Origin of the sequence: Rapidithrix thailandica (assembly GCF_039710355.1) — a bacterium.
In the GTDB taxonomy this organism is placed as follows: domain Bacteria; phylum Bacteroidota; class Bacteroidia; order Cytophagales; family Flammeovirgaceae; genus Rapidithrix; species Rapidithrix thailandica.
The window spans coordinates 368,800-394,678 of the sequence record NZ_JBDKWZ010000004.1 but is presented as its reverse complement, the minus strand read 5'-3'; the positions used below and the strand labels follow the sequence as shown (position 1 = coordinate 394,678).

Sequence of the window (25,879 nt, the reverse complement as noted above, 5' to 3'; positions counted from 1 at the left end):
TTTGGCAAGGCATTATTTACTACCCACAAGCATGCAATAATGCGCTGCGTTTATCATACTTTAAGCGAAGCACCAGAACCCATGTTTCCTTGGTTTCTTCAGCCTGGCTCCCTGTTTTATAGTTTCTAAAAAGTCAAAGGATAAAACTGTTCTCCCACCCATACTGCTTTGGGCTGTACTTCCTTATCATCAGCCAATACAAATACCTGACATGGATACCCTCCCGTAATGGCCAACAATTGCATTTTCATCCGTTCATCGGCTTGTACATATACCGCTTTGCCCTTTTGGTCCATGAAGAAACTTGCCTCTTGCCGATGGACAAAATGCATATTCCCCAACAATAAAGGAATTTTTTCATGAAAGGGGTTACGGATCACAGCATCTGCAAAGCTAAGCATGGCCTTACTCAATTCTTCTTCAAATACAGGTTCGGATGCGACCTTTACAGGCTCCTGCTGTTTGAGTAAAGCCCGGTAAGGATGAACTCCCGGATAAAACACCAACTCTCCTTGAAAAGAAGTACCTGGCATTAATTTCAACTCCGAGACTTGTGTCCGCACAAAAAATTGAAGCACCAACGCAAAGCGTTTCGACTTTTGACCATACAGCCAATTACGCTCAACTTTTAGTTGTTCTTCCTCTTCCAAAGTCCGGGAAAGCACCAGCCACTGGTCTTGTACCCCTTCCTGTTGGAGAAGCTCCTCTTTATTTTGGTTAAAGCCGATCAGGCTTTTTACTTCTTCCTGAAAATCTTCGGGTAGCGCTTCCAAATTTTTAAAACTCTCCGTCAACAGATAGAGTTGGCCTAAATGCTGGAGTAGTTCTTCCGTCCATTGGTCGTCAAAATAATTGATATTGCCCAAAGCCTTTAGTCTGCCGGCCAAGCCCGGTGCCTGGGCATCAATCATGCGTTTGGCAGGCGCTTGCCAATATTCATAGGCTCGGTTGGGAATATTCAACAAGCCGTTACGGATGAGGTCCTTCATCCATATTTGTAATTCCTCCACCCCATCATGGACTTTTTTCATCCGGGCTTCCGTTCGTTTGGCCTGGGCTTTTTCATCTACGGGCTTGGCCTTTTTCTCTGCTTTTTTCTCAGCCCTGTCATTGCGTTTGTCCAACCATTCGCTCACCCAGTCCGGCGTCTCAGCCTGAGCAAAAGCAGCAGTATCACGGGCATACAAATACAATAAACCGAGACCATGTTTACAAGGAAACTTCCGGCTGGGGCATGAGCATTTAAAAGCAATGTTCTGCAGGTCAACCTGTGTTTGGTACGGGCGTTTGCCGCTTCCTTTGCAATGCCCCCACAAAGCTTTCTCGTTCACTCCCAACAAAGGCCACTTAGCAGCAGAAGCCAACCCTTTTCCGGCTTTAACAGAGCTGGTATCCGGTGCAAGTGCTGTAACTTGCTCTTCACTTAGCAACATATTAAAAGGTATAGGTTTAGTCTGATTTAGAAGATTGATGTGTGCAAGAATATAGCACAAGACCGTAAGCTATTTACGGTCTTGTAATTTTATGTAAAAAAAACGGATTCCCGTGGTTGAAGTAAGATTTTTAAAAGGAAAAAAAGAAATAGAGAACCTCAACCTTGAAGAAGGAAATTTTTCAGAGAAAACACATCACTTACTTTTGGGTCAATTGTATACAGAGATAGTAACTATATTGCCAAAACAGTATCTTCTACCGTAGCAGTTGCCGTACCACATCCAAAGTCACTTCGGTCATTTTCTTTACGATCAAGTCGGCCTTACGAAGATCTTGGTTTCCTGAATTGGGATTTTGAAAGCCGATGCATTTCATTCCGGCCGCTTTGGCCGCTTTCACTCCATTGGCCGAATCTTCAATCACCAGGCAATGCTCCGGGAGCACCTTCACTAAACCGGCCGCTTTTAAAAATATTTCCGGATGGGGTTTGGAGTGGGGAAGTTCGTCTCCACTTACTTGTACCGGAAAATGTCCGGTCAATTCAAGTCGCTCTAAAACGGTTTCGATATTTTCTCTTCCGGCCGAAGACGCCAATACCAAGGTATGCCCCATGGTACTCAGCGCTTCTACCAAGGGTCTAACTCCCTCGATAGGCTGAATAGCTGGATGGCTTTTCAAATAATCTAAAAAATACTTCCGGTTCTGATATACCAGCTCCTCCACGGTAGGAGCCAATGCAAATTTTTCTTTCAAGGTCTGCCACATATTTTTGGTGGAAGTCCCAACAAAACCGGTATGTTCCGCTTCCGTCAAACGGATATTGTATGCATCAAACATTGCTTGTTCAATCTCCATATGAATGGGTTCAGAGTCAATGATTACTCCATCCATATCAAAAATCACTGTGTGTTTCATGAGTATAGTAGATTTAATGATGAAGTAGAATTAAACGTATAGTTTTTGACCGAACATGGAATCAAAATCGGCTCATCAAGGCACTTTTTGAAGAGAATAGCCAAAGCTATTGTTGAAAAAAGTAACACAGAGGAGGCCTTTTTGAAACATTTTTTAGCAAAAAGGAAAAGATTAATTCACTTCGATATCTTATTTCTGAGACTCTTTTAATTTCTTTCCACAATGCGGACAAAAACAGATTTCATCCTCTGTCTTGCGGGTATTTTTGTGTTGGTCCCTCGTTTGAATTTTTTCGATAAAACGGGAACTGATAATTCCCGTAGGCAGAGCCACTACACCAATCCCCAACAATGCAATTAAACCACTGAGCAATTTGCCCAAGGGGGTGATCGGGTAGATATCACCATAGCCCACTGTAGTTAAGGTAGCCACTGCCCACCAGAAAGCCTGCCCTATGTTCGAAAAATTTTCAGGCTGTGCATCTCCTTCCACATTGTACATGATGGAAGCGGCAAAGATCAACAGCAAAAAAGTGATAAAAACCGTAACAGCCAAATCAGCTTTGACTTCCGAAAACACCTCGCTTACCAGCTTTAGTGAACGGGAATACCGCTTGAGTTTTAAAATTCTCAACAAACGCAACAAACGAAGCATCCGGACAAAACGCAAGTCTATTTGAATAAAAAAAGGAAGGTAAAATGGCAAAATGGCCAAGAGATCGATCAGGCCGTACGCGGAAAAGACAAAGCTAAACAATGCCAGCGTTCTTGATTTCTTAGGAAAAAGCAAATCACTGGTCCAGAGTCGCATCCCATACTCCAAGGAAAATACGAGCACTGAAAAAAATTCAAATCCACGCAAAAATTGTCGAAACCACTCTTCCGGCCAACTATAAGACTCAATTACCACTGCCAGCACATTGAGTACAATCAGGCCATAAATGAAATAGTCAAACCTCCGGCTAAGAGTTTGGTCTTCTCTACCAGGTTGAATGACCTCAAATAATTTTTGTTTAAAAGACATGGCATTTTGGCTTATGAAGGAAAAACAACCAAAATTAATCTATAAAACTTCTTCGTTACCAAAGAAGAGTAAAAATAATATTATCTTTTTGGGGTGATACAAGTAATCTCACAAAACCTGAAGACCAGGCATTTTCAACTCCAAAAAATTCAATCAGCCTTCTACGAACTGCAAATTTTCCATACGCAAAACGTACCTTATTTCTTCCGTTTTAAAATCAAACCTCTTAAGATTAAAAACCCGTTGACTATACGGTGCTTTTTGGTAATTACCGGTAAAGAGAGTGTAACCAGTAACGAAATACAGGCGGCAGTCCCTAAAGTCCCCCCGTACCCATTGAAAAAGTTACTGGCATTCAGATAAAAAAAGGAAAAGATTGCCCCCGAAATTCCTATCATCCAATAGTTGGAAATGATGTTGGAAGAAACCATTCCGATGAAAGACCCCCCAATAAAAACGATGGGGATATTTTGCGTAAGTTCGTTTGAAAGTTCTTCGGGAAACCAGTAAAAAAAACTTCCTACTACAAGAGATACGATGGCGGATGCACGCACCGGCCCTTGGTTTAATTTTTCATTTACTATAAAAGTGACCAAAGCCGCCACGATGCCGGTAGTTACCAATATCAAATTTTCCATAACCCTCCTAAAAAAACAAAAAGAGAAATAAAGATGCCAGGGCAACCCCTCCAAACGCAATGGTGCCCAACTTCCCGCCCATTCCATGAAAAACACCTTTTGAGAAGACAAGTAAGATTCCTGCCAGCGTCCCCGCCAACAATACAAAGTGCCAATCCGTAGCGATGGAGGGTTTGGTCATGCCGATAAACGAACCGCAATAAATAGAGCCGGGGACCAATTGCAACCGCTCCGACTTCTTATTGATCTTGGGAACAAAAGAAGCAACGGTTCCTATCAGTCCTACCGAAAGGACAGGGCCAAGCCCCAATTGAATATTGAAATAATAGGAAATGGCGGCTCCCAAAGCAACCAAAAGCACTACGGAAAAATCGTCCATAAAATGGGTATCATGCCGTAAGGGGACTTTTACATATGCCAGCGTCACAAATACGGATATCATACACATGATGACCAATATGGGCGTAGTATTTATCTTTTCGAATAAAATAGAGGCAATAAACACCATATGGAGTATAACAATCACCAAAAAGGAGGTGCCTCGGATAATTCTAGGTTTCAACAGGATTTAATTCTTGATCAAACAATTGCAGAGGAGCTTGCCTCTTAATACAAGTGCAAAAGTATATACAAGCATAGGTGATTTGAAAATATAAAACCCGGAAAGGAAAAGTTTTACATTTTCGTAATAATACAGGCGTTTATTTACAAATATGACAACACTCCTTTGCCCTTTCCTGTAAGAATGCTTTTAGCAAAAAATCATGGAATTTTAGCGGTAAAATTATGCCTGCATGGAGTATTTTATATTGCCCTTTTTTTTCTTTTCCGACATGGCTAACCGGACCAAGCGTAAGAGCAATACCAACAGGACCGGAATCACTTCTACGGGAAAATTTTGCGGAAGCCAAGGGAAGCCTAATAAAAGTCCGGTGATGGCAAGGCCATATACAATATGATAGAGCGTTTTCTTTTTAGGGAAAAAAACAAAATACAGATTTACCGGGAAGGCCCAAAGCAAATGTAGATTCTGATTGGTCGCTTGATGATCGGAAATAAACCACAAATAAACAATCAGACAACCTATCAAGCCGGTTGACAAATACAGTAGCCGGTCGATCCAATGAAAGTGTAAATTGAAATACACTTCAATGGCAAACAACACTAATACTCCTCCGAACAAGCCCCAAAAAAACACATAGGGAATAAATTGGCTTTCCTCTTGATTGACAGGTTTCGATTCAAACAATTGCACTGTTGCTTTTACTACGGGCTTGGTTCCGTATTCCAAATACTCAAGGGTATGCATTAAATTATCCGGTAAAAACTGGGCCGTATTTTGAACAGTGGCCAAATCGGTAGGCTGTCCTAACAAAATATCGATTCCGAAGCGTACCCAAGGTTTTGACTCCAAATACGGGTGAATATAATCCCGGAAGCTCATTGTTGCCTCCGGAGAGATTTCCTCTGCCTTGTCCTCATTGTTTTCCGGCTTAATCAATTCCCATAAACGGGTGGTGCAGTTGTCATAGAAAAAATCGTATTTATAATATTTATTTTCCGGCTTGAGGTTCACCAGAAGCTTGGCATAAAGCTCCTTTGTCTGAAGCGTATCCAGGTTAAGAACCTGTTCGGTTACTCCCCGGTTATCGGCTTGATAGCTTTGTAAAAAGCGCTGAAACGAACCCGTACTGAGAAAATACAAAAGCTGGCCTTGGACAAATTTCCCGTAAAAATTAGGTTCTCGAAAATTAAATGTCCCGTAATTGAAAACGACATCTATTCCCGTTAACGAATCCCGGACACGCAAGGCACTGTGTCCGAAAGCTGCGTATAACTCCTCCCCTTCTTCACAGGTTAATAAACTGATAATTGCTTTTTCGGAGACCGTGTCTGGCAAAGATTGCCCTTGAGTCCCATTGAATGAAATACAAAAGAAGAACACGATGAACAAGTATCGTTTCATGGACATTGTCAGCTATTGTTATTTGATTAAGGAAATTGACTGTTTGTATTTAGAGTAAAACTACAAAACCTTATTCAATTCATTGACCCTTTCCAGTTATTTTCTAGCTTCCCTGAAAAAGGGGATACAAGGTCTTTATTGAAAGGTTACTTTTGTATAAAGCCAATGTTCCGGGTTTCTACACAAATGAAAGCCATGGTAGTAAGAGAAAACACGAAAGAGAAAGAACTAAAAGATCAACAACCTCGCTTTGTCCAAGCTACGGAGTATTACGGATGTTCAGAATGAAATACTGAATGAGTGAGTAGAAATTGCAAAAAAGTTAGCCATAAAGCTCAACACAGTGTTTGCTTTTTACTGTTTCCGGGTAACTCACCCTTTCACCCAGTTGCTCATTCAACCAACAGGCCTCCTCCTAGTTTGACAATCAAGCTCATTTGAGTATTGTTCTTACACATAACATATAAAAGTACATTATCCATGAAAAATCAAATAGTCAAATTCGCAATCCTCTTCAGTATCGTACTAGGTTTTATTTCTTGTACGGATGCTTCACGCGCCAGAATCGGTGGATTTGGTGATGAGTTTAAAGTAGAAATGATTAACTGTGACGGCACCGTTGCCCGGACCTGGATCAGCAGTGGCAAAGTGTTGAGCGAACAAAATAGCGATGGTTATTTCTTTAAAGACAAAGAATCAGGAAAACTTATTGAAGTAACCGGTCGGTTGATTATCACAAAACAATAAACGGTTTCCAAAGGATACGATTTGTTGATAGGAAACGGAAAAAGGTTTAACTTTCCGGGAAGGCAACCCATGCATTCTTTCTATCTCTTGGCCAGGCTTTACTTCATCACTCCAAACCTGAGAAGAAGCCCTATTCATGTAAGCTGAAAATTCATCATTAACCCAAAAACAAAGAGCATTTTGAACACTTCTTATATGAAATCGAAATTTGAACCTAATCGCACTACGGAAGAGTACGACCGTCAATACAACCTATTTTACCTCTCACTGCATCCCTATATACGCACCAAAAGCCTGATGGGAAGTAAGAAAGAAGAGGAACAGGACAAATCGAAAGTTGCCAATATTGTCATATATGATATAAATAATCAACAAAGCAAAACGCTATTTGAGCAGGTTAACGAACAAGAGGTAATCACTCATTTTCTCTTTGAAACCGCCTACGATAAGAAGGAAAAAGGGATGGAATATAACCGGTGTTACAGTCACAAGATTCAAAACAATTATGATATAGAAACCAGATCTCCTTTGGACAAACTATTGATTTGCCAGCGAAACCTGGAAAGCGGAAAGAGTAAGTTATGGACTGCGAATAAAAATGGAGACGCCCTTCTCTTGTTGGCCGAACTGGACAAGGATATGGAATGGATAGTAGATGTGTACAACCAGAAAGTCAGGACATTTAACCGGTGTATGGATGAAATGAAGATAAGGGATTACGATTGGTAAAATGCCATATAAGGCGTTGCAAAAAGAGGCTGTCTAAAAAGACGACATATAATCGCTACAGAGGTACTAAGGCTTAGACAGGAACAACGAATTACAAATCAAATATTTACACCTCTTTATGTCTTAGGATCTTTGTGGTATCTTATGTTCTTTTGACTTTTCGGGCAGCCTCTTTTTTGCTGAGGTGTTTTTGCACCAGCAAGACAATTGTTTAGTTTATAAACATTTTATAAAAATACCAGCCGTTTTTTGTGCAAAATACAAACCCTTCAACTAATTTTAAGCTAAATATCCATAATCCACATTTCCTAAACCATAGAAAACGATGACCATCCACTTCAGGAAAGCAGAATTGAGTGACATAGAAGTATTATTAACATTTGAACAAGAGCTGATCCAACATGAGCTTCCTATGGATCTGTCCATGAAAAGGGACGAGAAAATTTACTATTACAACCTTCCCGAATTAATCCACTCCCCGGATGTTGAATTTCTGGTAGCTGTGACGGACCAAAAAGTGGTCGGTTGCGGTTATGGAAAAATCAAAGAAAACACCGAAAAACAGGCCGAAGGAAAATATGGTTATATCGGGTTTATGTTTGTGGCAAAAGACTACCGCGGAAACCGCATTGGCGAGCAGATCATTAACCGACTGAACGGCTGGTTCCGGTCGAAGCAAATCAGGGAGACGCGCCTGGATGTATATGACCAAAACCCCAATGCCATTAGAGCGTATCAAAGAGCCGGATTTTCCAAACTCAAACTCGAAATGATCCGTTTTTTGGAAGATTAAACACGGAGTAATTTTACCTACCGCATTTCAAAGGTTTAAGTCCGTAATATTTCTTTTACAAAAAGAGAAGCGGGTCTGTCCGGTATTCATACCCCTGTCTTCTTTATTTTTCCCTCAGAGAGGATCCTTTTTTTGATTATCTACTTATTCACCTCCCAACATTCCAGCAAAAAATTACCCCTCCTCCCATTAGGATAAATCACTGCAATTCCATATATTAATAAGTAGAAACAAGTATACAAATAATCCAACCCAATCACCTGATTTTCCTTTTCACAAGCTGGTTTTCCACCCGGCATACACTCATCAGAACAGGCAAGAAGCTTGTCACCTGTCACTTCTTTATTTTTTACAGATATCGTTTTCATATTCAATAATGATAAACTCGAATTTAGTTTTTGAAAAGCAACTCAAGCAAAACGCACACCTTTTCAGGCTGTTTCTGGATACATTGACAGATGCGATATTACTTGTGGATCAGTCAGGAAAAATTGTGCAACTCAATCGGCAGACGATTCTCATGTTTGGCTATGAAAGCAAGAAAGAACTCATCGGAAAAGCAGTAGAGATACTGCTCCCCAACCAATTCAAAAACGCACATCAAACCCATCGTTCAATTTTTTTTGAAGATGCCGAGTCCCAGAGCCTGTCAAACTTATTTGGCAAACGCAAAGATTCCACCACGTTTCCTGTAGAAGTCAACTTGGCTCCCCTCCCCCTTGAAAAGAACACGATCTTCTCCGTTTGCATCCAGGACCTTTCCAAATACCGGGAAGCTGAGGAAAAACTGCATCAGGTAACCGAACGCCTCATGTTAGCTACCCAGGCAGCCAACATAGGCATCTGGGATTGGGACATCATCAATAATGTATTGGTATGGGACAATGCCATGTATGCACTTTACGGCATTTCGGAAAATCAATTTACCGGGGTTTACGAAGCCTGGGAAGCAGGCTTGCATCCGGAGGACAAGGAGCGAAGCCGGGAAGAGGTACAAGAAGCCCTTCTGGAAGGAAAAGAATTTAATACCGAATTCCGGGTTGTCTGGCCGGACACATCCGTACATTATATTAAAGCCATTGCCAAAATCTACTATGATACACAAGGGAATGCCGTCCGGATGGTGGGCACCAACTGGGATATTACACCCTTGAAAATTGCGGATAAACAAATAGTTGAAAATGCCAACCGGAATAAAGTTTTTGTGGAACAAGCGCCCTCAGCCATTGCCATGTTTGATAAACAAATGCGGTACCTGACCATTTCCAAACAGTGGTTAAAAGATTATCAATTAAAAGAAGAAAATATTATCGGGCGCTCACATTACGAAGTATTTCCCGGTACCAAAGAAGAACTAAAGGCCATATACCAAGAATGCTTACAAGGTGCTGTCAACAGACGGGATGAAGACGGCTTTGAGCGAGCGGATGGCTCCATCCAGTGGATCAAATGGGAAATCCGCCCCTGGTATAACCTCGATAATCAGATCGGAGGGATTCTGATGTTTACCGAAGACATCTCTACCCGGAAACAAACAGAGGCCGAACTGCGAAGGGCCAAACAACTGGCCGAAGATGCCAACAAAGCCAAAAGTGAATTTTTAACTAATATGAGCCACGAAATCCGGACTCCCATGAATGCTATCCTGGGATTTTCCGAAGTCCTTTACAATACCATTAGCGACCCTATAGCCAAAGGTCATTTGGAAACCATTCTCACCAGTGGCAATACCCTTTTGAATTTAATTAATGATTTACTGGACCTGTCCAAAATCGAATCCGGGCGGGTAGAAATCAACCCGGAGGCAGTCAATCTTCCGCAATTAATCAATGATTTGCAACAGCTTTTTGCTACCGAAACCGCAAAAAAATCCTTGTACTTGAATATCAAAGTGCCTATGGGATTTCCCCAATCGTTGATGATGGACAAGGTCAGGCTCAAACAAATTCTCATCAACTTAATCGGCAATGCCATCAAGTTCACCGATGCAGGTGGAGTGACGGTACAACTGGCCCTGGAAAATTTTAACCGTAAACAATTGCTCTACGGCATTTCCATCCAAGTGAAAGATACCGGAATTGGGATCTCACCCGAATACCACAAAAAAATCTTTGAGTCTTTCTGGCAAGTGCGTACGGTACTCACCAAAAAAAATAAAGGAACAGGCTTGGGGCTGGCCATCACCAAACGCCTGGTAGAGTTGATGGGCGGTAACATTCATTTACAGAGTGCGCTAGGAAGAGGCTGTAGTTTTACCCTTCATTTTGAAGACTTGCCCACATCGGATGAACCAATAAAGCAAGACGCCTCTTTTGATTGGAACGATAAAAAGGTCAAATTTTTCCATTCCAAAGTATTGATTGTGGATGATTTTCCCATCAACCAGAAATTGATAAAAACCTATTTGAAACAATACGACCTCCAATTACATGTGGCCGAAAACGGTGTGGAGGCCGTCAAAAAAGCCAGTCAAGTGATTCCCGATATCATTTTAATGGATCTCTTAATGCCGGAAATGAACGGAGAAGAGGCCCTGGAAGTCCTCCGTGCCCAAGAAATCACCCAAACAATTCCCGTCATTGCCTTTACGGCATCTACTTCGGTCAATAACCCGGAAAAGATGTTGAGTAAATTTGACGGCATTCTACGAAAGCCCACTACACGGGCCGAGTTACTCAGACAACTTACTCGCTTTTTGCCCAATGAAATCCAAATGCAAAACTCAGTTGCGGAGTCTCAAACAACAGCTCTGGAGCACAATATTCCCAAACAGGGTATGGAAGTCAACCGTACGCATTTGGAAGCCTTGCTCTCACAGTTTTCTCAACGAAGCGAAGCCCTGGCCGAAATTGTCAGTTTGGATGATGTTTCTCTTTTTATAGAAGAACTCTCCGACTTTTGCACGCAACATCAATTGGATTATATGACGGAATATATCCGTCAATTAAACAATCGCTATCAAGAATTTGATATCCATGGCATCAGTCAGCAATTGACTTACTTCACACCATGGGTAGAAGAGATATTCCCAAAAGATTCCGGTTTATGAACTATTTAGCTGAAAAAAAATCCGTACTGATTGTAGACGACCAACCTCAAAATTTGCAATTGGCCGCCACCGTCCTGAACCCGTATTACCGCCTGTTATTTGCTCATAATGCCAGTTTAGCCTTACAGGCAGCCGAGGAAAAATTACCGGACTTAATCTTGCTGGACATTATGATGCCCGATATGTCCGGGTATGAGGTGTGTATCTTGCTCAAAGAAAATGAAACCACCAAGCATATCCCCATCATTTTTTTAAGTGCCAAAGCCGATGAAATGGACATCCTGGAAGCCTACTCTTGTGGAGGGCAGGATTATGTCACCAAACCCTTCCGGCCCAAAGAGCTCATTGCCCGGATCGATGCCCATATTTCCCTCAAAGTGCAAAGAGAAAAAATTGACCGGATGAACCAGGAGTTACTGGCATCCAACAACCAAAGGGACAAACTGATTTCTTTTATTTCCCATGATTTACGCTCTTCTTTAAAAAGCGCCTATGAATTGCTAAAAAGCACACTGGAAAAGTATGCGAACTTATCCCAACAACAGCAAGTACTCCAATTGGAAAAAAGCTGCGGAACCCTTGCCCATACCCTGGAACTACAAATGGAATTATTAACTTGGGCAAAAAACCAGTTGGGCAAACGGCATTTTCACTTTGATTATATAGAGATCCCCGGCACTTTCGAAAAAGTGTTACATCAATTACAGCATCAACTTAAAGCCAAAGAGATCACGGTACATATGGAAGCACCTTCCAGCCAATTGGTGTATGGAAACCCCACTATGTTTAATACGATTATGCGTAACCTGTTATCCAATGCTATCAAATTTTCCAAGCAAAAAAGTGAAATTGTTCTTTCTTTCCAGCTAATCGATGAGTTTGCAGAAATATCCGTGAAAGACCAGGGAGTAGGCATTGCCAACAAACATTTTACGGATTTATTCAAAGCCGACTCTAATTTTAGTACCCAAGGTACTCACGGGGAAAAAGGAATGGGTTTGGGTTTGGATTTATGTCAGGAATTTGTCACCAAAATGGGCGGTAAAATCTGGGTAAAGAGTGAATTGAAAAAAGGCAGTCAATTCTTTTTTACGGTTCCTCTTCATCCTATTGTTATGGAAAAAACAAATGCTTGACTGCGATGCTGACAGGATAAATATAACTCACTGATTTGATTTTATTTACATACCTCTACAAACACGTATTTATTAAAAAATGCGCGCTATATAGCGCGCATTTTTTAACCTGTATTTTATGGATAGGGTGACAATGTGCTTAAACTGCGACAATCAGGCGTTCGGCCTGTTCCAGATCGTCAAAAGCTTTATGCACCCACTTACTTCCCCAATAGAAATTACAGCTGGTTTCCGCTCTGAGAATATACCAGTAGGCCTGGTCCAATACATCGTGCCCTTCTTGCTCATTACCGTTATGAGCATGGGCCCATCGCTTGTCATGGTAAAGCTTACTGATGCGTTGCAGTTCGTCAATACCACGCTTTTGCAAAAGAGATCCCGTCCATTGCACAAAATCTTTTCCGGTATGATGATCGGTATTCCAGGCTCCGGGATGCACTTTTACTTCCCCTTCCCAGCCAAAGCGGTCCAGGTACTCATTGATCGAAATTTGAGTCAGCGCCAAATCTCCGGCCCTTTGCCAATCCAACATAGGTTTGTAAAACCAGCCCCAGAAGCCCGACTCCTCCCGCAAGTTGCGAAACCAGCCCCCGTTTTCCCCATCACTCCAGCTGGTCACTAAAGCGGGAAAGTCATCGCAATGCTTTGTGCGCTCCCCGACTTCATAGGCAAACCATCCCGGATCAAAGCCCGCCAGTTGGGCATTGGAAATTTCCCGGTCGCGAGGCACTATAATTATCTCTTCTCCTCCGTACCGGGCCACATGCGGACGGTACCGGAGCTTCTGCCAACTCATCTCATCAATGGGTTCAATGTATTCGATATCTACGACAACATAGCGGTAGCCAAACTTTTTCAAGTAAGGAATCATCTCCATACAAAATCCCATTTCAGGGGGCCAAAAACCCGGAAACCAATCTCTCCCCAAAGCGGCTTTGGCCATCTCCAGATAGCGGCCCAATTGGGTATCCCAGTCGACTTGAGGGACCAAAGGAAACACCGGATGGGTATAACCGGAACCCAGGCATTCGATATTGGCTTCGTGAAACTGCCGGAGCAACCATTCGAAATCCATGGTATGTTGAAAGGTTTCCCGGACTCCCGGGTCGGTCAGTTGCATCAACAAGGTTCCCGAAAAGGCCACATGAATGCGTGACTCCGGCCAGTTTTGTTTGACATACCGGGGGATGCGTTCATAAGCCAAGGCTACCTGCTTGGCCTCCCAGTTTTGGTTATTAATTAAATCAATCAGGTTTCCATGCGGCTGATGCAAGTTCAAACCGATAGCATAAAAAGCGTGCGCCATAATCTTGGTGTAGTTTTCTGTAGTTTATTAAAAATCATACTTTAAAATATCGCCTGCCCTCCTGCATAACTCCCGGCCATAATCCGTCCAGCGACCTTCCCCCCAATAGCGATAGCAGGAAGTTTGGCTGGTCAGTAAATAGAACAGGGCATTGCGATAGCGGTGTTCGGAGCTAGGTACCTTGTTTAAAACCGTTTCGGCAAATTTGGCACTAACTTCTTCCATGGGGCCCAGTACATGATCGTACCCTTTCACCCAAGACAGGTTATTGGTCCAACTACCTCCTTCCATATGAAAGCGATCGTCTTGTTTTTCCAGTTTTTTGATGAGCTTTTCCAAGGCTTTCTCACCGGCCCCTTCTTTAAATTCGTCCCAAATCTTCTGCTGCATCACCGGCTGTATTTCAGGAAATTGACTTTCTTTCACCCCACTTGCTTCCAGGTATTCCAAATACTCCGTCACATTCACCGGAGCTGTTTCCGACCAGGATGCGTCCCGCATACCGGACATAAAATGATCCGGAAACTCATTCATCATCACTCCACCGTTTTCGCCATCGGCAATTTGAGAAACCAATTGAGGGATGATTTTTTTACCCAGTTTTGTACGCCCCAGTCCGTGGGCTTCATGATAAGGTTGCATATGCGCTACGATTTTGGTATCGCTGCCTTGAGTTTTGATCATTGCGATGATCTCCACCTGCTCCCCTTTGGAATTTTTCGCAACCAATCGATGAGGGATATGGGGTTTGGAAATTCCCTTTCCTGTTTTCGCTTCTTCCACAGAATGCTCTTGTACCATCACCCATTTGTACCCGCATTCTTTTAATGTTTTGACAAATTCGTAGCAAACATCCGGATGATTCGGCAAGGCCATTTCCGGAGGAGAAAAGCCCCGGACCCGGCTCAAGGCTTCAAAACCGAAAATAGCAGCAAAATGATGTTGCCATGCCTGTACGTGTAACCGGAAATCCTGCACGGGGGAGGAAGGAGCCACCGGGTGCCCCCAACCCGTACCCAACCATTCCACCGTATGGTTATATTCCGGATTGCAAGTGATATTTTTCAAACTGTCTATCACATCATGAGCCCCCATATCCAACAAACCGTACAATAAACAGCCGGAATAATCCAACATAATACGGGGATTCTTTCCTTCGCTGACCAATTGCGTAATAAGCTCACCCATGCGCTTATAACACCAAAGAAACACCGGAGCATCGTGATTGCCATGGATATGCTGATTATCCATCATGTATTTGAGGTTGCTAATGACTGCCGCTGTGGACAAGTCGTTTCCTCCGGCAGGAATGAGCGGTTGGTGCATATGAAGTGCATTCGCAAAACCGCTTTTCAATTTTTCAAAATCAATCTTACAATTGGGCAGATAGTAAGGTCCTTTTTGACGCATTGCCTCTTCCACCTGCCCCTCCGAACCACAGATGTTAGGCAAGTTTTCAATGTATTCTGAAATTGGGCTAAACTCCATAGTATGTTTGATTTTTTGTATTTAATAAAAAGTACTAATTTCTTCTGTTTAATTGTCAGGAGAAACTCTCTCCTAACGTTCTTCAATCTTGATAGGGGAATCCGGATGAACCGGGCAAATAAAAAGTGATAACAAAATACACCCGTTGTGAACCTTGTTATCAAAGAGACAAAAACAGAGGTTAAATACAATGATACACTCCTTCCGTATGTTCCGCGATCTTGTCCCAGGTGAATACGGATTCAACGGTGGAGCGGCCATTTCGTCCCATTGTACGGGCATGGTCAAAATCGGCAAACATGGTTCCGATTCCCCAAGCCACTGATTCGGGATGATCGTAAATTTTGTAGCCATTAATGCCATGAGACACAAACTCCGAAGGGCCTCCATTATGAGTAGCCACTACCGGCTTGCCCGCACTCCAGGCTTCTAACACGACTATGCCAAATGGCTCGTTGCGACTGGGCACCACCACCAAATCCGAGGATTTAAACAAGTTTTTCAGAAAGTTTCCATTCCGGTAGCCTAAAAAACGCACGGCATGTTCTATACCTAACTGATTGGCAAGGTGCTCACAGTAGCTACGTTCGGCTCCATCGCCTACAAAGACAAACTTGGCTCCGGGATGAAAATGTAAAACCATCGGTATGGCCCGGACTAATATATCCGGTCCTTTTTGCACGGACATCCGTCCGACAAATAAGGCCATCGGGTCCAAGGGTCCCACCCCGATTTGCTCCCGGATATCTTTTGGATGAATCCAACCGTCAAATTGGGCTGCATGTACTCCATTGTAAATGGTAGAGACCTTTTGCTCGGGAACTTCATACATCCAGGAAATTTCTTTTTGCAAGGTATGCGACACCGTAATCACCCGGTTGGCACAAAAGGTCCCGTGCCGTTCGTGATCGCGGATCATCGCGGAAGTGTGGTTGTGAAATTGATTGCCACACCGCCCGTACTCGGTAGAATGCACGGTCATGACCATTTTTTTATGGCGTTCTTCTTTGGCCCATACGGCTGCATTGGAAGACAACCAATCATGTGCATGAACGACATCAAAATGCCCCGATACGTTTTCGGTTTCAAAAAAGTGTTGCACAAAGGACCGGCACATATTGTTTACTTCTTGTACAAAGTCAGGATGCAAATCAAAAGGGCAAAAGTGATAATACACCCCATCGATGAGCCCCCAGCCACCGTTGCCAAAGCTCGGCCGAGTAAACACATGTACTTCATGTCCCCTACGCTGAAGTGCCGCAGCTAACTCAGTGACGTGAACCGCTACGCCTCCTACACTAATGGAATGCAGCGATTCCCAGGAAAACATTGCTATTCGCATGGTTTTTAAGTATTTGTATGGTGTAGTTGAATGAAAAATACTATCCCTTGCAATACTTACCTGAATCGTAGTTAAATGGTATTTTCCGACTTGTTAGAAAACAGTCAACAAGAACCCCTACCATCCGTTAGGAAAGTGATATGCGAACCTGACTTTTCCTTCTTCCGGGTGTTGCATTTTTTTTCGATGTTCTTCCTAAGCTCTGATGCCATTCATGAAAATATACACTAACTCAAAAAACCCGATTTCCCTCTACATAATACAATCCTTTTTTCTTTTGCAGGTTGAAAAATGTTTAAGCTTTTATTAAAAAAAGGAAACAATCCTTCACATAAAAATAAGCTCCACTTTCATTACCTGAAAATAGTTAAAATCAATAAGAAGTCAAGGTGAGAGGCAAAATATTATTCGGCATTTTAAAAATCCGGAGAAAGACCGGACTACCTCTGCTTCGTTCGGAACGCGCATTCTCAGTGCAATCCGGCCTTCGCAAATGGACGGTATAAAAAAGGAGGCTGTCTAAAAGTCAAAAGAACATAAAATCCCACAAAGGTTATAAACACATAAAAAATTGATTTACAATCAACTACCTCTCGAAAAAACCTTTATAGCTCTATCTATCTACTTTTCAGACAGCCCCTAACCTATCTTGCAGGGGGAGGGTAAAACGTCACCGTTACTCAGGAAAAGTGAAGGTGCCGACAGTGGAGGCAAAGGTATCAATGGCGGAAGGTTCCGGAAGGTACAGAGAATGGTACCTTACCGTTCCACCGGTTTTATAACTATCAATGGATGTCTGACTTTGAGAGGCCGGAACCACCAATTCATGAAAATTCCCTTCCGCATCTTCAAACGTTAAGATACATTCCAACAAACTTTTGGCAGGAGATAACCAGTGAATTATCACAGCCTCCGAAGTAGTTTCCATATTCAATACTTTTCGATTCCTTAAGCCTGCTTCGTATTTGCTCCCATATACCGTTCCGGTAATTTCATCCGACCATAAAGAACTGTCACCCTGATTATTGCCGGTTCGCACTTTAAAAAAATAAGAACCTTCCTCCAGTTCGGGAATGACCAGCGTTTTCAGTGTATCTTCCAACCCCTCGATGGTAGCCATAATGACTTTTTCCCCACAAAGAACTACAGCATTGTCCACATTGCCTGTTCCGGTCATTTTCCATTCTATTGCTACTCTTTCCCGGCCCGGATTCACATGTACGTCTAAGGGACGGGGTGTATAGATAGTTTCTCCTTCGGTGATATAAGGCTCATAATTTTCATGCATCCCGGTACAGGCTCCTGTAAAAAGCATTAGCCACATTCCTATCCGTAATAGATTTTGATTCATTTTCAAATGAGGTTTAAGGTTAATATTATTCGTTGATTTGACCGAAAAAGCTCATCTCCCCACAAGCCGCCCAATTCAGGTTGGAAAACGTTTTTTTCACCTTTACTCTGATATAGCGAACCTCCGGAGCTTCCAGAGGAAACTCAAAATCATGGCCACTCATGGCTACTTCTTTATCTTCTGCCGTATAGTTTTCGTGGCCAACGGGCAACTTGGAAGGCTTTACGACCTCACATTCCCGCAACAAAGTCCAGTGATCAAAGCTGCCGCTAGGATCCAGCGTATTGGCTCCCCAAAGCTCGAACAACTCATAGTTAGCATCAAAGTAGAGGTAAGTCCCGTTATTCATGGTAAACTGCCAAAATTTCATCCGGCTAAGCTTCGCGGTCACACCCAAGTCAAAGGTATAATAATAGTGATCCGGCAACTCTCCTTCATTAGTCACTTGCCGGCTCTCCTCTGTATCATGCCTCCCGTCCCAAAGCTTCGGCATGGTAGAAGGAGAGGAAGGCGCCCAACGGGGAACGGCTTGTACATCACCGGGTAAAATGATCTCCTTGAATTTTTCTTTGTTCAATTCTTCTTCCAACAAGGGAGTCAGGGTGGTGGATAAGGTATCAGAGAAGTTGTCCCAACGATCGCGCACGACTACAGCAAAACGGTATTTTTGATTATCAAAGCCTCTTACAGAAATATTGCCCTCCGGTGCTTCGGTGTAAATTGATTCAAAGGTCTCGAACTCCTGATGCTGACTACTGCCTGAGAGCACCATCATATTAATCGTAATGGGAGCTTTGGAGGCATTTTCCCAAGTAATGTTCACTCCTCCAAAAGTCTCACGCAAGTTTACCGAAGAGAAAATGGTTTTGACCGGAGGTGTTAAGGTTTGGACTTCCAAGTGCAGCGGATCCGAGCGGTTGCCACTTCTATCCACTGTATACAATGACACAGGAAAGGAGCCAACACTTCCATAACCTTCCAGGCTAATCGAATCCACAAATGCAGAAGCCCTTACTTGCATATTCCTTCCGTTTTCCAACTTATACCTTGCCTCGACATAGAGTAAGTCATTGTCTTTGGGCAAGTTGTATTTGAGCACGGCTCCACCCGGGGTCGCTTGCATAGACACTTCCTGCAATTGACCGGGAACGGTATCGTCCTTGGAAATGGGGTTATGGGAGTCCTCTTCACATTGAACAAACACTATGTTACACAACAAGAATAATCCTACAGATATACATTTTTTCATCATTGACATTATTAAATTTTACCAACCCGGATTTTGTACTAAATTCGTATTCACCGTTAGCGTGAATGTTTTAAAAGGCCATAAGTATTCTTTCGGGGAAAAACTTTGTTCATACAAGTCCAATACTTGATAATACCCCTCTTTACTTTTTTCTTCAATATTCCAGCCTTGAATGGGAGCATTCAAATACTCCTCCGCCAGTTTCCATCGTCTTAAGTCCCAAAATCGTTGCCCCTCAAAGCAAAGTTCAATCAAGCGTTCTCTATGAATGATTTCCCGCATTCCTTCTTGAGTTGTAGGCTTAGAAGGGTCCATGGTATACTTTTGCCAACTTTCCACCACTCCTTTTAGCCCTGCTCTGGCTCTTACCTTATCTACAAATTCATACACTTCGGGTGTAGGAGCCCCTTCGTATTCGTTTAACGCTTCCGCATATAACAAATACAAGTCAGCCAGCCGGATGACCGGAAACGCATACTGGACCAGAGAATAATTCGTACCGTTAAACGCATTTTTGTAATAGACCAGTTTTTTGGGGAAATAACCGGTAATACTATAGGCATAAATATCTTTTTTACCTGAAACCTCATTGGCCCGGGCAAATACATAGTACGGTGTATTTTCATCTAAAACTCCTTGTCCGAACCACACGCTTCGGTCAAAGGCCAGGTCAGCGTAAAACCGGGGTTCCCGGTTAAAGTGAAATTCCGGCACTTCTTCGCCCGGCTTGACAACATGGGCCTCTTCGGGAGCTGCAACACGCAAACCGTACACATTTTTACCTACCCAGGTTTTGTCTTCTTCCATAGGCACCCCATGCTTGGTATAAAATTGTCTGGCAATTCTCAAAGTAGGAGAAAGTGCTTGTTGTATTGCATCATAAATTCCATTGACTAACCGGGCCTGAGAAAAACGTTGAAAGTCATTGGTAGCCCCATTGCCTTTGGAATCCCCCCAGATGATCTCCGGATTCCAGCTTTCAGTAACCCTCCCTCGCAGGCTCAGTTTCCGTTTGGTAAATTCTGTAAAACTCCCCGCTTGATCCTGAAATTCATACAAGATATGCCCGGCTTCTTCTGCCACCCGGATGGCTTCCCGGCATGCTTCCACAGCTTTTTCCCATTTTTTGTGCTCATAAGCTCCGAAAAATTTTTCACCGTTTTTATTGATAAAAGCAGCATAGTCCGGATTACCGTTAAACAAAGGGCTGGCAGCCATCGTCCACAGCTTGGCTTTTACAGCCAGAGCAATAGGTTTTGTAATACGGCCCATTTCTTCATTCTGGTTCATAATTACTTTGGGCAAATCTTCTGCGGCCTCATCCAATAAGCCGGACACAAATGTCACGCATTCGTCAAAGTTTCCCCGGAAGATTTTCACTTGATCAGGACTTGCACTGACCGGAATATTTTGATCCGCCAAAGGAACCGGGCCATACATCCGCATCAGGAAAAAATGATAATAAGCTTTCAGAAACTTCGCTTCGGCTTTCCAAACGGCCTTTTCATAGGCCTCTATATCTTCCACTTCGTCAATTCTTTCTATAAAGGTATTGCACACGCGAATTCCCCGATACAAATTTGAAGAAGCCCCGTTACTCCCTTCGTAATAATTCATATAAGGCTCGTTGGCATTTTGCACCCCCTGTGCAATGCTTTGTACCGAAGAAAAGCGCCTACGAAACTGCTCACCGTTCACCCAAAATTCATCGCCTCCCAAGAAAGCCGGATTTTGATACAAACTGGCAAAACCCGGTAAAAAGGAATAACACGTAAACAAATACTTGCGGGCCTGCACCCTGTCTGAAAAAGCATGGTCGATGGTGGCTACATTATCGGGCACGACATCCAGATAGTTCTGGCAGGACGTTCCACAAAGCAGCCATATAAAAAAGCAGAGGTTTTTCATTTTTTTCATTGTATTTACTAATTGTTCAGACTGATAGTTATTTTCTCAATATGGCTTTTTTAAAAAGAAACCTGCAAGCCTATATTGATCACTCTTTGGATGGGATACGCCAGACCGTTACCAGCCATTTCGGGGTCCCATAGTTTGAATTTACTAAGGGTTAGCAGGTTGGTACCACTGAGGTAAGCCCGCAATTTTTGAATTTTGAGTTTACCGGTCAATATCCCTGGAAAAGAATAACCCACTTCCAGTTGCTTCAAGCGCAGAAAGCTTCCGTCCCGCATAAACCAAGTACTCTGTTTGTTGTTGTTCTCCACGGAACGGGGAGATAGCCGGGGCCACAAAGCAAAGACATCCTGATTTTCTTCGGACCAATGGTTGTCTGCATACACTTTGAGCAAAGCATTATTGCCTGATTTTCCTTGGGTATTTGTGTTGATAAACGGGGCCGTGGCCCAAGGATCAATCCAAAATGACACCCTTGCCGACCCTTGGAAAAATGCCGAGAAGTCGAAGTTTTTGTACCCGGCAGAAAACCCAAAGCCATACACTATTTCCGGGGTGGTAGGATGCCCTATGGGCACTTCATCCCTGAAGTCAACGATGCCGTCATTATTAAGATCTTTGTATTTGATATCCCCTGCTCCATACTCTCCAAACTGAGTGGGGGAATTCAACACTTCCGCTTCATCCACAAACAAGCGTTCAGCTATATATCCCCATTGTTGGTTGATGGCTTGTCCATGATGCGACCTCCAAGGGGTCGTTTTGCTGTAATCCGGCTCTTCATAAAATTTGAATTTTCCGACTGCATAGGTAAAATTGACCCTGCCAGTCAGCCAGAAGGAATTGCTAAAACTTTCATTATAATCAATCGAAAAATCGAAGCCATGACTTTCTGCTTTCCCAACATTCGCCCTGACGGCCGCCTCCAGGCCCATACTGGGCGGAATATAGGAGCGGTTCATCAAAATATGATTGCGTTGTTCTTGAAATGCATCTGCCAGGATGACGATTTTGTCATCAAACAAATTCAGCTCAAAGCCTAGGTTAAATTTCGTAGCGGTCTCCCAGGAAATCCGATCATTCTCATACCGGTCGATACTTACTCCCGAACGGTAATAGTTTAAGAGCGTTCCAAAAGTGGAACCCCTTTCCTCATTACTCAAATCAACTTGTGAGAGATAAAAGAAACGGTCATCGGCCGAGCCAATGGCATCATTCCCTACCAGGCCGTAACTGGCCCGCAATTTTAAATGAGAAATAAGTGGTTTTAAGGAAGAGAAAAAGGGTTCTTCCGACACCGTCCAACCAACACCTGCAGAAGGAAAAAAGCCAAAACGGTTATTTTTCGCAAATTTTTCCGAACCGTTATACCCAAAGTTAAACTCCGCAAAATACCTGGAGTTGAATCCGTAAGTAAGCCGTCCGGACAAGCCCATATTCCGGTAAGGTAAAGACTTTTGAAGACTCCCGGCATTGTTGCTCAAGGAAGAGCTTTGAATCAATACCAATAAAGCACTCACTTCATGTTTTTTGCTAAAAGTCTGCTTGTAGTTCAAAGAGCCTTGTAAATAAAAAGATGTTTTCACTTGAGTAGGCCCTTCGGAATAGTCCAGGTTTTCTCTCCCTGCTTCCTCGTTTAAGGCCTCCAGCTTATAGGTATCTTTTTCCCGGTTATAGATAGCCGTATAATAAAACGGTTCATACAGCCTTCGAATATCAAAAAATGAATTCCGGTTGGTATTGATCATCAAATGAGCCGAAAGCCCCTTCAGAATTCCCCTTAAGTCTTGTTTAAGCTCTAACTGAGATAATAGTAAGGTCCGGCTATAATCGCGGTATCCTTTGAGCAAATCAGCATAAGGATTCAGGGAAAGGGAGCTGCCACTGCCGCCCCCGTAATTGCCAAAAAGTATATGTTTTTTGAATTGGGTGGAGGCATCCGGCTCATAATATTTAGGGTACAATACAGGGTTGGTCCGTACCACTTTTTTGTAAAGATCGCTGGCCCCGTCAATGGGCCCACGGTAGTCATCATATGTTCCGTTAAAGCGAATAACCAATTCGGTAGAACGGGTTAAATCTATGTTGACATTTGAGCGCACCGAGATCCGCTTCAAGTCGATATTACTGTTGAAATCATTGCGTTTGTCAATTTTCAGGATGCCATTGTCTTGACTGAAAGATGTCGCCAGGTAATACCTAACTACCTTGCCTCCCCCATTGACATTGACATTGGCCCTCTGCGTAGTCGTCCAATCTTTGAACAGCTCGGATTGCCAATCGGTGGCCGGGTAGATCACCGGGTTTTCTCCATTGAGGGTATTGGCAATTTTACGTTCGGAATAAGGCAAGGACTCGATAGGATCCCGTGTTCGGACAGCCTCGTTATGCAGGCGCATATATGTCACGGGATCGGCCAGTTCCACATCCCTCAGGGAACTTGAAAAGGAATTCTCCAAACGGGCAGACACACGGGCCCTTCCTTCTACCCCTTCTTTCGTAGTCACCAAAATAATCCCATTGGCTCCTCTGGCCCCATAAATAGCTGTGGTGGTGGCATCCTTCAAAATGGAAAAACTTTCGATATCGTCCGGTTGCAGACGAGCCAGGTCATCTGCTGAAAGCTCTACCCCGTCAATTAAGATCAAAGGGCTTTTTTTCAAGCCGAAAGTCGTTACTCCCCGCACAAAAAACTGGGCATTATCCGAGCCGGGTTCTCCACTCCGTTGATAAGAAATCAAGCCAGCTACCCGGCCCGAAAGCGCTGTAGTCAAATTACTCGAAGGGATTTTTAACTCCGAGGGAGTTACACTTTGTAAAGCTCCTACCACACTTTTCTTCTTTTGCGTCCCAAAACCCACCACCACTATCTCTTCCAGTTCGGAAATATCTTCTTCCAAGACTACCTCCAACTGAGTCCGGTTTCCCACTTCCACACTTTTGCTTTGATAGCCGACAATGCTAAACAAAAGGATTGCCTGTTCATCCACTAAAATGGAAAATTCTCCATTGATATCCGTAGTAGCCCCCCGGGTCGTTCCCTTGATCATAATGTTCACTCCCGGCAAAGGCTGTTTGTCCTCACTGGCAATGACTTTTCCCTTGACGATCAGCTCACCCATCCCTTCCAACACATTTTGGGGATACGGATCGTGAGCCTTGTTTTCGTCCACAACAATGGTGTTGTTGATCCGCTTGAACTTCAGGTTGGAAGCAACCGCGATAAAAGTCAAAACGTCTTTAAGTGTGTGTACTTCTGAAGGGAAGGTCAGCTTTGTACCGTTTTTCAAAGAATTAGGGCTGTATAAAAAACGAAAGTCTGTCTTCTTTTCAATGGAAGAAAGAGCCTCTTCTACCGTGACATCCTTTAACTTCAGCCTAAGTTGAATTTCACTAATGCTTTGTGCCTTACCTGCATCGGCAAAGATCAGACTAAAACATAAACACTGAAGGAGTGTTCCATACAGGAGCAGCTTTGTCATAAATATTAGTTGTCGAATAAATTTCCATTTCATACTTTTGATCGGGTTTTGTTGATAAGATTTTAGCAATAGAATCCCAGTCCTCATGTCGCTTGTCAGCCGCCAAACTTCAAGTTGACAAGAGGAAAAAAACGCAAAGGTCAGTGAAATAACACTGGCCTTTCCCATGAAAGAGCTTAGTGTAAAGGCAAAGTATTTTATGCTGTCATACGCATGGAAGTTTAGTAAACAATGACTTTATCTGTTGAGATTTTAAATTGAAAGTTGACTTTGTATTGGATTGCGCTTAGTACATTCCGGAGGCTTTCATGTTGGAAACTTCCCTTATAGGTTTCTTGGTCGGAGATAATCGCATTGATTTCAAAGCTCACTCCATACCACTGTTCCAATTGTTCAAATATTTCCAATAAGGTAGCTTCTTCGAAATAGATAATTCCGTCCTTCCAACCAAAATATTTCAAGGGGTTAAAACCGCTTTTATCCAGTTTTCCGTCTTCTTTAGAATAAACCACCCGCTCTTGTGGGGTCAATACCATCTGACTCTGCCGCTTCTCCTCCACTTGTACTTGTCCCGATTGTACGGCTACTTCAATAATAGGTGCTTGCGGGTAAGCCCGAACGATAAAGGATGTCCCCAGCACCCGGGTGCTCAAGTTTCCGGTACGGATGACAAAAGGGTGCAAACTGTCTTTGCTGACTTCAAAATACCCCTCTCCTTCTAAAAACACTTCCCGGGTCTCTTCGCTAAACACTTTGGGAAATTTTAAGGTACTCCCGGCATTCAGTTTTACATAGGTTCCATCAGAGAGGGTAAGATTGACCTTTTGTCCTTTTGGCACGGTACGTTCCGCCCAAAGCGTATTTTCCAGGGTCTCCTGAAAATGTACCTGATACCATAAATGCAGGCCAGTTAAAGCAAGTAGTAGGAAACTCACGGAAGCTACCCACTTCCAAGCCGAAGCAGCTTGCCGCTGACTTGCATAACTTTTCAAAGGGGTTACCGAAGACTTTGAAAGCGAAAGTCTTTTTTTAACCTGAAGCAACTCTTCCTCATACTCTTTTTCCGTAAGGGGATGGGCTATTGAATAAAATTCCCGGAGAATAAACAAAGCCTCTTCCACACTGGGGGCCTTCTCAGGGTGTCGCTGTAGCCAAGTATTCCATAAGCGAATATTTTCCGGATCTTTCCGGTAAGCATACGCCTGAAAGGAAGGCTCATTGATAAGATCATCTACCGTATAATCTCCCTTATTGGGGTTCATTTCCTTTTGCTTTTATTATAAAGTGTTCTTTGGCAAAAGGATTTCCCGGTCTGGA

Annotated in this window: 19 protein-coding genes; 5 read left to right on the top strand and 14 right to left on the bottom strand. The window is 43.1% G+C overall.

Translation table 11 applies throughout. The annotated features are described in order from the left end of the window. Window positions 1-125: 125 nt before the first annotated feature. The 6 genes from AAG747_RS09225 to AAG747_RS09200 all read right to left on the bottom strand — a co-directional run bounded on the left by AAG747_RS09225 (window position 126) and on the right by AAG747_RS09200 (window position 5,976). Entirely contained in the window at window positions 126-1,433 is a 1,308-nt protein-coding gene (locus tag AAG747_RS09225; protein ID WP_346820873.1) for an SWIM zinc finger family protein, read from the bottom strand. Between the two features lie 256 nt (window positions 1,434-1,689). Next, window positions 1,690-2,349, bottom strand: a complete 660-nt coding sequence (locus AAG747_RS09220; RefSeq protein WP_346820872.1) for an HAD family hydrolase — start codon at window positions 2,347-2,349, stop codon at window positions 1,690-1,692. A 189-nt stretch (window positions 2,350-2,538) separates the two neighbouring features. Continuing rightward, a complete protein-coding gene (locus AAG747_RS09215) occupies window positions 2,539-3,372 on the bottom strand; it encodes an ion transporter (protein WP_346820871.1) in 834 nt (277 codons plus the stop codon). 197 nt (window positions 3,373-3,569) lie between these two features. Further along, entirely contained in the window at window positions 3,570-4,010 is a 441-nt protein-coding gene (locus AAG747_RS09210) for a hypothetical protein (protein WP_346820870.1), read from the bottom strand. Between the two features lie 7 nt (window positions 4,011-4,017). After that, window positions 4,018-4,572, bottom strand: a complete 555-nt coding sequence (locus tag AAG747_RS09205) for a hypothetical protein (RefSeq protein WP_346820869.1) — start codon at window positions 4,570-4,572, stop codon at window positions 4,018-4,020. Between the two features lie 222 nt (window positions 4,573-4,794). Further along, window positions 4,795-5,976 carry a lipoprotein N-acyltransferase Lnb domain-containing protein gene (locus tag AAG747_RS09200; protein WP_346820868.1) on the bottom strand — a complete coding sequence of 394 codons (1,182 nt, stop codon included), beginning with the start codon at window positions 5,974-5,976 and terminating at the stop codon, window positions 4,795-4,797. Window positions 5,977-6,456: 480 nt separating this feature from the next. Between AAG747_RS09200 and AAG747_RS09195 the strand changes: the two genes are divergently transcribed. The 5 genes from AAG747_RS09195 to AAG747_RS09175 all read left to right on the top strand — a co-directional run bounded on the left by AAG747_RS09195 (window position 6,457) and on the right by AAG747_RS09175 (window position 12,430). Next, window positions 6,457-6,723, top strand: coding sequence for a hypothetical protein (locus AAG747_RS09195; RefSeq protein WP_346820867.1), 267 nt, complete (start codon window positions 6,457-6,459; stop codon window positions 6,721-6,723). 195 nt (window positions 6,724-6,918) lie between these two features. Continuing rightward, window positions 6,919-7,452 (top strand): hypothetical protein, encoded by a 534-nt coding sequence (locus AAG747_RS09190; protein WP_346820866.1) that lies wholly within the window; start codon window positions 6,919-6,921, stop codon window positions 7,450-7,452. Between the two features lie 325 nt (window positions 7,453-7,777). Continuing rightward, window positions 7,778-8,245 carry a GNAT family N-acetyltransferase gene (locus tag AAG747_RS09185; protein WP_346820865.1) on the top strand — a complete coding sequence of 156 codons (468 nt, stop codon included), beginning with the start codon at window positions 7,778-7,780 and terminating at the stop codon, window positions 8,243-8,245. A 376-nt stretch (window positions 8,246-8,621) separates the two neighbouring features. Next, window positions 8,622-11,294: a PAS domain S-box protein gene (locus tag AAG747_RS09180; protein WP_346820864.1), complete on the top strand. Its 2,673-nt coding sequence runs from the start codon at window positions 8,622-8,624 to the stop codon at window positions 11,292-11,294. Then, window positions 11,291-12,430: a hybrid sensor histidine kinase/response regulator gene (locus AAG747_RS09175; RefSeq protein ID WP_346820863.1), complete on the top strand. Its 1,140-nt coding sequence runs from the start codon at window positions 11,291-11,293 to the stop codon at window positions 12,428-12,430. The genes AAG747_RS09180 and AAG747_RS09175 overlap by 4 nt, the downstream gene beginning before the upstream one ends. A 139-nt stretch (window positions 12,431-12,569) precedes the next feature. Here the strand turns inward: AAG747_RS09175 and AAG747_RS09170 are convergent, their stop codons facing one another. From AAG747_RS09170 to AAG747_RS09135, 8 genes are all read right to left on the bottom strand, one after another. Continuing rightward, window positions 12,570-13,736: a hypothetical protein gene (locus tag AAG747_RS09170; protein WP_346820862.1), complete on the bottom strand. Its 1,167-nt coding sequence runs from the start codon at window positions 13,734-13,736 to the stop codon at window positions 12,570-12,572. A 27-nt stretch (window positions 13,737-13,763) separates the two neighbouring features. Next, window positions 13,764-15,224 (bottom strand): glycosyl hydrolase family 57, encoded by a 1,461-nt coding sequence (locus AAG747_RS09165; protein WP_346820861.1) that lies wholly within the window; start codon window positions 15,222-15,224, stop codon window positions 13,764-13,766. A 181-nt stretch (window positions 15,225-15,405) separates the two neighbouring features. Further along, window positions 15,406-16,566, bottom strand: coding sequence for a glycosyltransferase family 4 protein (locus AAG747_RS09160; RefSeq protein ID WP_346820860.1), 1,161 nt, complete (start codon window positions 16,564-16,566; stop codon window positions 15,406-15,408). A gap of 676 nt (window positions 16,567-17,242) precedes the next feature. Next, a complete protein-coding gene (locus tag AAG747_RS09155; protein WP_346820859.1) occupies window positions 17,243-17,917 on the bottom strand; it encodes a DUF4998 domain-containing protein in 675 nt (224 codons plus the stop codon). A 25-nt stretch (window positions 17,918-17,942) separates the two neighbouring features. Further along, complete coding sequence (locus AAG747_RS09150) at window positions 17,943-19,169, bottom strand: DUF5000 domain-containing lipoprotein (RefSeq protein ID WP_346820858.1); 1,227 nt, start codon at window positions 19,167-19,169, stop codon at window positions 17,943-17,945. A gap of 15 nt (window positions 19,170-19,184) precedes the next feature. Then, the gene (locus tag AAG747_RS09145; protein WP_346820857.1) at window positions 19,185-21,074 is read right to left on the bottom strand and encodes a RagB/SusD family nutrient uptake outer membrane protein; all 1,890 of its coding nucleotides are present in this window, start codon (window positions 21,072-21,074) and stop codon (window positions 19,185-19,187) included. Window positions 21,075-21,133: 59 nt separating this feature from the next. Next, window positions 21,134-24,562: a SusC/RagA family TonB-linked outer membrane protein gene (locus tag AAG747_RS09140; RefSeq protein WP_346820856.1), complete on the bottom strand. Its 3,429-nt coding sequence runs from the start codon at window positions 24,560-24,562 to the stop codon at window positions 21,134-21,136. Between the two features lie 221 nt (window positions 24,563-24,783). After that, window positions 24,784-25,824, bottom strand: a complete 1,041-nt coding sequence (locus AAG747_RS09135) for a FecR family protein (protein ID WP_346820855.1) — start codon at window positions 25,822-25,824, stop codon at window positions 24,784-24,786. Window positions 25,825-25,879: the final 55 nt, after the last annotated feature.

Excerpts from the sequence above, each read along its gene's own strand:
- AAG747_RS09225 (WP_346820873.1), bottom strand. The coding sequence starts at position 1,433 with ATGTTGCTAAGTGAAGAGCAAGTTACAGCACTTGCACCGGATACCAGC.
- AAG747_RS09220 (WP_346820872.1), bottom strand. The coding sequence starts at position 2,349 with ATGAAACACACAGTGATTTTTGATATGGATGGAGTAATCATTGACTCT.
- AAG747_RS09215 (WP_346820871.1), bottom strand. The coding sequence starts at position 3,372 with ATGTCTTTTAAACAAAAATTATTTGAGGTCATTCAACCTGGTAGAGAA.
- AAG747_RS09210 (WP_346820870.1), bottom strand. The coding sequence starts at position 4,010 with ATGGAAAATTTGATATTGGTAACTACCGGCATCGTGGCGGCTTTGGTC.
- AAG747_RS09200 (WP_346820868.1), bottom strand. The coding sequence starts at position 5,976 with ATGAAACGATACTTGTTCATCGTGTTCTTCTTTTGTATTTCATTCAAT.
- AAG747_RS09195 (WP_346820867.1), top strand. The coding sequence starts at position 6,457 with ATGAAAAATCAAATAGTCAAATTCGCAATCCTCTTCAGTATCGTACTA.
- AAG747_RS09190 (WP_346820866.1), top strand. The coding sequence starts at position 6,919 with ATGAAATCGAAATTTGAACCTAATCGCACTACGGAAGAGTACGACCGT.
- AAG747_RS09185 (WP_346820865.1), top strand. The coding sequence starts at position 7,778 with ATGACCATCCACTTCAGGAAAGCAGAATTGAGTGACATAGAAGTATTA.
- AAG747_RS09180 (WP_346820864.1), top strand. The coding sequence starts at position 8,622 with ATGATAAACTCGAATTTAGTTTTTGAAAAGCAACTCAAGCAAAACGCA.
- AAG747_RS09175 (WP_346820863.1), top strand. The coding sequence starts at position 11,291 with ATGAACTATTTAGCTGAAAAAAAATCCGTACTGATTGTAGACGACCAA.
- AAG747_RS09170 (WP_346820862.1), bottom strand. The coding sequence starts at position 13,736 with ATGGCGCACGCTTTTTATGCTATCGGTTTGAACTTGCATCAGCCGCAT.
- AAG747_RS09165 (WP_346820861.1), bottom strand. The coding sequence starts at position 15,224 with ATGGAGTTTAGCCCAATTTCAGAATACATTGAAAACTTGCCTAACATC.
- AAG747_RS09160 (WP_346820860.1), bottom strand. The coding sequence starts at position 16,566 with ATGCGAATAGCAATGTTTTCCTGGGAATCGCTGCATTCCATTAGTGTA.
- AAG747_RS09155 (WP_346820859.1), bottom strand. The coding sequence starts at position 17,917 with ATGAATCAAAATCTATTACGGATAGGAATGTGGCTAATGCTTTTTACA.
- AAG747_RS09150 (WP_346820858.1), bottom strand. The coding sequence starts at position 19,169 with ATGATGAAAAAATGTATATCTGTAGGATTATTCTTGTTGTGTAACATA.
- AAG747_RS09145 (WP_346820857.1), bottom strand. The coding sequence starts at position 21,074 with ATGAAAAACCTCTGCTTTTTTATATGGCTGCTTTGTGGAACGTCCTGC.
- AAG747_RS09140 (WP_346820856.1), bottom strand. The coding sequence starts at position 24,562 with ATGACAAAGCTGCTCCTGTATGGAACACTCCTTCAGTGTTTATGTTTT.
- AAG747_RS09135 (WP_346820855.1), bottom strand. The coding sequence starts at position 25,824 with ATGAACCCCAATAAGGGAGATTATACGGTAGATGATCTTATCAATGAG.